The organism is Streptomyces sp. NPDC049577 (assembly GCF_040675635.1).
Taxonomy (GTDB): domain Bacteria; phylum Actinomycetota; class Actinomycetes; order Streptomycetales; family Streptomycetaceae; genus Streptomyces.
This window is the reverse complement of the sequence record NZ_JBFAPH010000295.1, coordinates 1-7890: the sequence shown is the minus strand read 5'-3', so window position 1 is coordinate 7890 and position 7890 is coordinate 1. Positions and strand designations below refer to the sequence as shown.

General features: G+C 75.6%; 10 protein-coding genes. 8 read left to right on the top strand and 2 right to left on the bottom strand.

What is annotated here, in order from left to right; all coding sequences use genetic code 11:
- Positions 1-18: 18 nt before the first annotated feature.
- Together AB0K09_RS25920 and AB0K09_RS25915 are read right to left on the bottom strand one after the other, a co-directional pair.
- Positions 19-252 carry a helix-turn-helix transcriptional regulator gene (locus AB0K09_RS25920; protein ID WP_366067802.1) on the bottom strand — a complete coding sequence of 78 codons (234 nt, stop codon included), beginning with the start codon at positions 250-252 and terminating at the stop codon, positions 19-21.
- Positions 253-298: 46 nt separating this feature from the next.
- Complete coding sequence (locus tag AB0K09_RS25915) at positions 299-478, bottom strand: hypothetical protein (RefSeq protein ID WP_366067801.1); 180 nt, start codon at positions 476-478, stop codon at positions 299-301.
- A gap of 404 nt (positions 479-882) precedes the next feature.
- On the opposite strand from AB0K09_RS25915, the gene AB0K09_RS25910 reads away from it, so the two are divergent.
- From AB0K09_RS25910 to AB0K09_RS25875, 8 genes are all read left to right on the top strand, one after another.
- Positions 883-1884: an LLM class flavin-dependent oxidoreductase gene (locus AB0K09_RS25910; protein ID WP_366067800.1), complete on the top strand. Its 1002-nt coding sequence runs from the start codon at positions 883-885 to the stop codon at positions 1882-1884.
- On the top strand, positions 1872-2837 hold the full coding sequence (locus AB0K09_RS25905) for a pyridoxal-phosphate dependent enzyme (RefSeq protein WP_366067799.1): 966 nt from the start codon (positions 1872-1874) through the stop codon (positions 2835-2837). Before AB0K09_RS25910 ends, AB0K09_RS25905 begins: the two co-directional genes overlap by 13 nt.
- A complete protein-coding gene (locus AB0K09_RS25900; RefSeq protein ID WP_366067798.1) occupies positions 2834-3631 on the top strand; it encodes an aspartate/glutamate racemase family protein in 798 nt (265 codons plus the stop codon). Before AB0K09_RS25905 ends, AB0K09_RS25900 begins: the two co-directional genes overlap by 4 nt.
- The gene (locus tag AB0K09_RS25895; RefSeq protein WP_366067797.1) at positions 3628-4227 is read left to right on the top strand and encodes a DUF6875 domain-containing protein; all 600 of its coding nucleotides are present in this window, start codon (positions 3628-3630) and stop codon (positions 4225-4227) included. Before AB0K09_RS25900 ends, AB0K09_RS25895 begins: the two co-directional genes overlap by 4 nt.
- Positions 4224-5228: a class I SAM-dependent methyltransferase gene (locus AB0K09_RS25890; RefSeq protein WP_366067796.1), complete on the top strand. Its 1005-nt coding sequence runs from the start codon at positions 4224-4226 to the stop codon at positions 5226-5228. The genes AB0K09_RS25895 and AB0K09_RS25890 overlap by 4 nt, the downstream gene beginning before the upstream one ends.
- Positions 5225-6352: an ATP-grasp domain-containing protein gene (locus AB0K09_RS25885; RefSeq protein ID WP_366067795.1), complete on the top strand. Its 1128-nt coding sequence runs from the start codon at positions 5225-5227 to the stop codon at positions 6350-6352. The genes AB0K09_RS25890 and AB0K09_RS25885 overlap by 4 nt, the downstream gene beginning before the upstream one ends.
- Positions 6345-7502 (top strand): hypothetical protein, encoded by a 1158-nt coding sequence (locus AB0K09_RS25880; RefSeq protein WP_366067794.1) that lies wholly within the window; start codon positions 6345-6347, stop codon positions 7500-7502. The genes AB0K09_RS25885 and AB0K09_RS25880 overlap by 8 nt, the downstream gene beginning before the upstream one ends.
- The coding region (locus AB0K09_RS25875) for a hypothetical protein (RefSeq protein WP_366067793.1) at positions 7499-7890 on the top strand (392 nt) is incomplete at its 3' end. The genes AB0K09_RS25880 and AB0K09_RS25875, both read left to right, overlap by 4 nt.

Below are 7890 nucleotides of genomic sequence, written 5' to 3'. Positions count from 1 at the left end.
GGCGCACCCTAACAGGAGTCACGCCGCGTCGGCGTGATGCACGTACCCCCGTTGCAGTGCCAGGACGGCGAGTTGGGTGCGGTTGGCCGCGCCCGTCTTGGTGCGCAGACGGCGGAGGTGGGTGTCGACGGTGTGCCGGCTGATGCCCAGCCGGCGGGCGATCGCCCAGTAGGTCTCGCCGTCCGCGAGGAGGGCGAGGACCTGCTGTTCGCGAGGAGTGAGCACGGGCGGTACCGCACTGGTGTGGGGCACGGTGACTCCTGGTTCGTCGGGGCGGCGGGAGCAGGGGGAGGGTCGGTCAGCCGCCCCAGGAGGTGTCGTTGCACCGGGTGCCCGGGGGGCAGTGGATCTCGGTGGTGTCGCCCGCGGCGGAGCCGTGGTGGGGGGAGTCGGCGACGGCGGCCGGCGCGAGGGCGGTGAGGAGGGCGGTGAGGACCGCCGTGAGCAGCAGCCGGAGGCGGGACGACGGACGCTTCATGGCAGGGGTCTCCTGTTCTCGTGAGCATCCCGGTGGGGGCTCGTCGGGCGGACGACAGCAGCCTGCTTCCTGACATGCCGTCGGGGCCACGCGCCGGGCACCTCACCAAGGTGCCTGACAGCAAAGCGACACCCCACCAAAGGGATTGATGGATATCAAAGGGGACGTACCCTCGGTACGCCCCTCGGCCCGGTGCGCCGTTTCCGCGCCACAGGTGCCCGATCGGCCGTTTTGCCCCTGCTCGCTTTCCTGCCAGGCAACTTGGTGAGGGGCCCGCCCCCTGGCTCCTCACCCCCGTGATCCGCAGGCTGAGCGACACGAGGCTGAGCGCAGCCGTCACACCCGGTGCCCCGCCGGCACCGACGGCCCCGGCGCTCTCGTTGCCATCCCCCTGAGGAGTCCGTATGCGATTCGGCCTGTTCTGTCTGCCCGCCGAGTGCCCGGGACACCGTCCGTCGGCGGCCGAGACCTATGCCGGCCTGGTCGACGCGGCGGTGGAGGCCGAGCGACTGGGCCTGCACGCCGTGTGGTTCGCCGAGCACCACTTCTCCCCCTACGGCGGATTCATCCCGAGCATCCCCGTGCTGGGGGCGGCCGTCGCCGCGCGCACCGAGCGGATCCGGATCGGTTCGGCGGCGACGGTGCTGCCGCTGCGGGACGCCGTGGAGACCGCGGAGTCCTTCGCGATGCTCGACGTGCTGAGCGGCGGACGGGTGGAGGTCGGGGTCGGCCGTGGCTTCCTGCCCGCCGAGTTCGCCGGGCGCGGGGTCGCCATGACGGACCGGGCCGGGCTGTTCACGGAGGGGCTCGCGGTGCTCCGCGGCGCCTGGGCGGACGGCCCGCTGCGGTTCCGGGGCGAGCACTACGACCTGGAGGGCGTCGACGTGCTGCCGAAGCCCGCGCAGCGGCCCGGGCCGCCGGTCTGGATCGCCGCGTCCACCTCGCGCGACTCCTTCGAACTGGCCGGGCGTGAGGGGCTGGGCCTGATGGTCAACCCCTACAACCGCTCGGCGGAGGAGCTGGCCGCGGGTCTTGGCTGGTACCGGGAGGCGCGCCGCGCTGCCGGGCTCGATCCCGAGGGCGGCCGCATCCTGGCCAACCAGCACCTCTTTGTGGCGCCCACCGAGACCGAGGCCGCGACCGTGCCGAGGGAGCCCCTGATGGAGTACCTGGGCGCGGTGGACGCGGCGTTCGGCCGTCCCCTGACCCCGCCCGACTACGCGGCCGTGTACCCGGAGAAGGTGCTGTTCGGCACGCCGGACACGGTCACCCGGAAGATCAAGGAGTGGGAGCGGCTCGGGATCACCGATCTGTGTCTGATGACCCGGTTCGGCAGCCTCGCGCCCGCGGCCGCGTCCGGTTCGCTGCGGCTGTTCGCGCGGGAGGTCGCGCCGTGTTTCGGCTAGTCCCGTCCGCGACGGACGCCCGGCCGGTGGTCACCCCGCTCGTCCCGCTGGCCGGTGCCCATGGCTGGGGCGGGCTGTCGCTCAAGGACGAGACGAAGCAGCGCTCGGGGGCCTTCAAGTACCGCGGGGTGTGGCGGCGCACCGGCCTGCTGCCCGCCGGGGCGCGGCTGGTCGCCGCGTCCACCGGTAACCACGCGTCGGCCCTCGCCGCGGCGGCCCGCGCGCGCGGTCAGCACGCCCGTATCCACGTCCCGGCCGGCACCCCGCGTGCCAAGCTCGACCGGATCGGGGCCGAGGGCGCCGAGGCGGTGCTGGTGGACGGCGGTTACGACGCGTGCGAGAGGCGGGCGCGGGCCGAGGCGCGCGACGGCACCGTGTTCGTGCACAGCTTCGATGATCCCGAGATCATCGAAGGGCACCGGACGCTCTTTCAGGAGGCCGCCGCGCAGGGCGGCCTGCCCGACGTCGTCTACGTGCCGCTGGGCGGCGGCGGTCTGGTCACCGCGGCCCTGCGCCAGTGGCACGCGGCCGGCGTGCGGGTCGTCGGGGTGGAGTACCGCGGCGCCCCGGCGATGCGGCGGTCCCTCGCCGCCGGGCACCGCGTCGTCCTCGACGGCGCGACGGGGCTGCCGGAGGGCCTCCTCGTCCGCCGGATCGGCCGGATCCCGTTCGAGGAGTGCCACCGGGCCGGCGTGCGTGTCACCACCGTCGGCGACGCCGAACTGCACCGCGCCATGGCCCTGTTGTGGACGGGGGCCGGCATCCGCGCCGAGGGCGCGGGGGCGGCCGCCCTCGCCGCCGCGCTGCGCGAGGGCCATCCGCGGGAGCGGGCCCTGGCCGTGGTCTCCGGCGGAAACATCGACGAATTCGTCTGGCGGCGCTGTCTCGCCGCGGCCGGCGCCACGCCCCCCGGCGCCGGCACACCCGCAGCCCCTTGGAGCGAAGCGATATGAATCCCACGAGATCCGGCGGCCCCGGAGCCCCGGGCGTGCCCGCGCCGCCCGGCCCCGCGCCCCGCGCCCGGCTCGGCCTGGTCGGCGGCGTCGGGCCCCTCGCCACCGCCGATTTCTACCTGCGGCTGGTGGAGCACCACCAGCGGGCCACCGGCGGCGCCTACCCCGATGTGGTCACCCACAGCCTGCCGCTCCCCGCCGCGCTGGAGCGGGCCTTCATCACCGGCACGGCCGACGCGACGCACCACGCCGGGATCACCGCGTTGCTGGGCGACGCCCTGGACGTCTTCGAGCGGGCCGGCGCCACCTGCGTCGCGCTGCCCTGCAACACCCTGCACTCCCACCTCCCCGGGCTGCTGCGCGGCCGCGACCTGGAGTGGATCGACATGGTCGGCGCGGTCCGGCGGCGGATCGCCCGCGACGGCCACCGCCGGGTGCTGGTGCTCGGCACCACCTCCACCCTGCGCACCGATCTCTACCGCGACGGCGACGGCGTGGAGTTCGCCGTACCCGGTGCGGCGGCCCAGCGCGAGGCGGAGCAGCTGGTCCTGGCCTGTCTGGACGGCGATCCGAGCGCCTTCCCGGCGGCCCGGCTGCGGGCCCTGGCCGGCTCGGCCGGCCCGGTGGACGCGGTCGTCCTCGGCTGCACCGACCTGCACCTGCTGCGGGAGAGCGCCGACTTCGGGGTGCCGGTCGTGGACAGCCTCAGCTGCCTGGTCGACGCCTGCGCCCGGCGGCTGCTGGCTCCCGCGCACGCCGGCCCGGCGGCCGTCCTGGCGGGGGCGGTCCGATGAGCACGCCGACCACCGCCCTGGACCCGGCGCGGGTCCTGGCCGACCCGGCCGCCGCCCCTCGCTGGGCCGCGCAGACCGCCGCCTGGATCCGCGACGAGGTGTGCGCTCCGGCCCCGGCGCTCGGCCGGCCGGGGGCGCTGTGCCCCTACGTCCCGGCGGCACTGCGCCGGCACCACATCGAACTGGTCGAGTCCGCGCTGCCGGGCGACGACCCGGAAGCACTCGACGCGCAACTCCTCGCCCTGGCGGTGGAGTTCCGCGAGGACGCGGCGGCGCGTCCCGCCGCCGAGGCGCTGCTGCGCTGCCGCGTCGTGGTCTACACGGCGCTGGACGGCCGGGGCGAGCTGCTGACCGGCGTACGGACGCGGGTCAAGCCGCTGCTGCTCGCCCGGGGGCTGACCACCGGCGAGTTCTTCCCCGCCAGCCCCGACGCCAGCGTGCGCAACGCCGACGTCACGGTGGCCCGTTCGCCCTGGCCCGCCCTGGCCCTGCGCCACTCCACCCCGCACGACGAGCTCTTCCTCGCCGGCCGGCCCGAACTGCACCGTGTCTTCCGCGCGGCCGGCCCCGGCATCGACACCCGGGCGGCGTCATGAGCACCCCCACCGTGACCCCCGGCGTGCTCGCCGGGCGCGAGCTGTACTGCGTGGCGGGGCCCGGGCTGTTCCTCACCGCGGAACGCCCGCACGGGCGGGACGCGCTCTCCTTCGAGGTGCTCGGCGACCACGGGCGACGGCTGGGCCTTCTCGACGCCGCCCCGGCCGAGGGGCTCGTACGCCTCGCCCCGGACGCGGAGCTGCGCTCCCGTCCCGCCGCGGTGACCGCCGAGGCGGTCCGGCTCGCGGTCCGCACCCTCGTCAAGACCTTCCGGGACCGCGTGCGCGCGTGGTTCCTCGCCGTACCGGACGGTCTCGCCGGCACCCTGCTCCCCCTGCTGGCCGAGGAGGGGTTCGCCCCCGATCCCGGCGGCGGGCTGCGCTCGGCGCGGCACGACTTCACCCGGGGATCCGCGGACCGGGCCGACAGCATGGAGGGGGTGTACGCGGACCCGTACACGGTCCCGTGGAACTTCGTTCCGCTGGAGACCGACGTGCTGGGGCGGCTGCTCCCCGGCCTCCCCGCCGGTGCCCGCGTGCTCGACCTGGGCTGCGGCTACGGCAAGAACGCCTGGCTGCTCGGCTCGCTCGGCCACCGGGTCGCCGGCTCCGACATCTCCGCCTCCGCGGTCGCCGGCGCCCGGCGGCTGCTGGGCGAGGGGGCCGAGCTGGCGGTCGCCGACGCCACCCGGCTGCCCTGGCCCGACGCCTCCTTCGACGCCGCGCTCGACATCGGCTGCCTGCACTGCATGCCCGCCGGTGACCGGCCCGCGGCCGTGCGGGAACTCGCCCGCGTCCTCGCCCCGGACGGCGTCCTGCACTCCCGGATGTTCCGCCCCCGGCCCGCCCGCTGGCTGGCCGCACAGCCCTTCCACACGACCGGCTTCGGCCTGGAGACCGAGGCGGCCGCCGCACTGCTGCGCACCGCCTTCGCCCGGGTCGACGTCGACAGCACCCCGCATGCCACCTACCTGGCCGCGCGAGAACCGGTGACCCCATGACCCAGAAGATCCTGCTGCTGCTCGGCGGCCGCAGCACCGAGCACGACGCCTCCCTGCACAGCTACCGGCGGCTGCGCGCCGCGATCGAGGCCGCCCCCGGCCGGCTCGCCCTGGCCGGCGTCGCCTACCTCACCCGCGAGGGCGGCTACCGCCACTTCGACGCCGGGCCGTGGCCCGGCACCGAGGAGGAGCTGCGGGCGGGTGCCGCCCTGCCGTTGCACGAGGGGCTGCGCCGCCTGGCGGACTCCGGCGCCTTCGTCTTCTCCCTGCTGCACGGCAACGAGGGCGAGGACGGGGCCTGGCAGGGCGTCGCCGAAGTCCTCGGGCTGCGCGGCAGCTTCGGGCCCGTGCTCGCCTCGGCCCTGGGCATGGACAAGCGCCTCCAGGCCGTCGTGGCCCGCGACCTGGTCCCCGGGCTGCGCACACCCCGCACCTGGCTGCTGCCCCCCGCGGCCGCCCAGGACCCCGCCGCGCGCGAGGCGTGGGCGGCGCGGATCACCGAGCGGCTCGACGGCCGGCCCGCGGTGGTCAAGCCCAACCGGATGGGCGCCTCCCTGCTCGCCGCCCTGGTGACCGAGCCGGCCGGCGCCGCGCTGGCCGAGGCGGCCGCCCGCGTGCTGCCGTACGACGACCAGGTGCTGGTCCAGGAGTTCGTGGAGGGCGCCGAGTTCACCTGCGGGGTCGTCCGGGCCGGCGGGCGCACCCTCGCCCTGCCGGTCGTCGAGGCGGTCACCGCGCAGGGCTTCCTCGGCCACCGCGAGAAGCACGAGGACGGACTCGTCCGGCCCGTACTGCACACCGAGGACACCGAGGTGACCCGGCGCGTCAAGGAGGCCTCCGTCCGGCTCTTCGACGAGATGGCCGTCTTCGGCTTCGCCCGCCTGGACTTCCTGGTGCGCGACGGCGAGCTGTACTTCCTGGAGATCAACACGCTGCCCGGTCTGATGGACGGCAGTGCCTTCCCCCGGATGCTCGAGGCCGCCGGGCTCGGCCTGGCCGATCTCGTCGAGGAGTGCGCGGCCGAGTACGCGCGCCGCCCGGTACGGGACAAGGTCCTCCCCTACCGCATCGACCACGGCGACCACGACGGCGCCGCCCACGGAAAGGAGCCGGCCGGTGTCTGAGCCCGCCCGCGCACACCCGGAGACGCTGATCGTCTTCCCCAACCCCGCTCAGCTGGAGACCGTCGGCCGCGCCGCCGCCCTCACGGGCGTACCGCTGACCGTCCTGCTGCCCGACGGCGCGGCGTGCCCGGATCTGCCCGGGGTGAGCGTGCTCCGCGCCTCCGAGGCGGCCGCCCGCGCCGCCGCTCCCGAGGGCGCCCGGGTGATGTGCTGCCACGAGAGCGGCGTCTACTGGATGGCCGAGCACCGCGCCGCGGTGGGCCGGCCCAACTTCGCCGAGGTCTGCCTGCGGATGCTCGTCAAGACCCGGCTCGGTGCCGAACTGGCCGGCCTCGGGGTGACCGTCGTCGACAAGATCCCGCTGGCCGGGGTCCGGGACCGGGACGCGCTGCCGTATCCGCTCGTGGCCAAGCCCGACTTCGGGTTCGCCAGCATGCTCGTCAAGCGCATCCCGGACGCCGTGGCGCTCGCCGACTACGAGCGCTCCTACCGGCAGCTGCGCGACCGCTCGCTGCTCACCGAGTACGACGAGTTCATCGCGACGCAGCCGGACGCCGACCCCTGGGGCGTCATCCTGGAGCCGGACCTCACCGGGAGCACGCTCTTCCTGACCGTCCCCTTCCTGGTCCGTGACGGCGAGTTGGCCGGCATGTTCCCGATCAAAGGTGTCGGCCAGCGCGGCGACGAGCTGACCGACTTCCACTGGAACGCCTTCCACTGCGGCGACGTGCCGCCCGGCGCCCTGGACGCCCTCGACCGCGACCTGCGCCTGCTCGTGAAGGGCCTCGGTCTGACCGGCGGGGTCTACGAGATCGAGGCGCTCTACGACGAGCGGCGGGGGACCCTGTACGTCCTGGAGTTCTCGCCGCGCGTCACCGGCGGCTTCATCCCGGAACTGGTCCGCCGCACCACGGGCGTCGACGTCGAGCTGCTCGGCCTGCTGCACTTCCTGGGCGCCGAGCCGGGACCCGACGTGGCCACCGGGCCGCGGCACGCCGAGCCGCACCTGCTGGTGCTGATGGCCGACGGCGATCCGGAGCCGGCCGCGGCCCGGGGCGCGGCCCCGGTGGCGAGCCGGGTGCGGCGGCTGGGCGACACCGAGTTCCGGGACGTCATCTACCCCTGCCCGAGCCCGGCGGTGGCACCGTGAGCGGCACCGGGCCGAAGGGCCGGCCTCCCGTGGTGATCGCCTTCGAGGGGCTGGACGGCACCGGCAAGACCCGGCTGACCACCCTGCTGGCCGAGGCGACGGGACTGCCCCGCACCACCACCCCGGGCCCCGCGTACGACGCCCTGCGCCCGGTGCTGCACGCGGCCGGCGGTCTCGCCTCGTACCTGATGTACCTCAGCGGCTGTTCCTGGGCCGTCGAGTCGGCGCACCGCGCGGGCACGCCCGCGCTGCTGGTGGACCGTTACGGGTTCTCCAGCGCCGTGCAGCACGGCTGGAACCTCGGCCTCTCCCCGCGCGAGGCGCTGCTGGCGCCGGACGCGCCGCACCGCCTGCTGCCGCCGCCCGCGCTGACGGTGCTGCTGGTGGC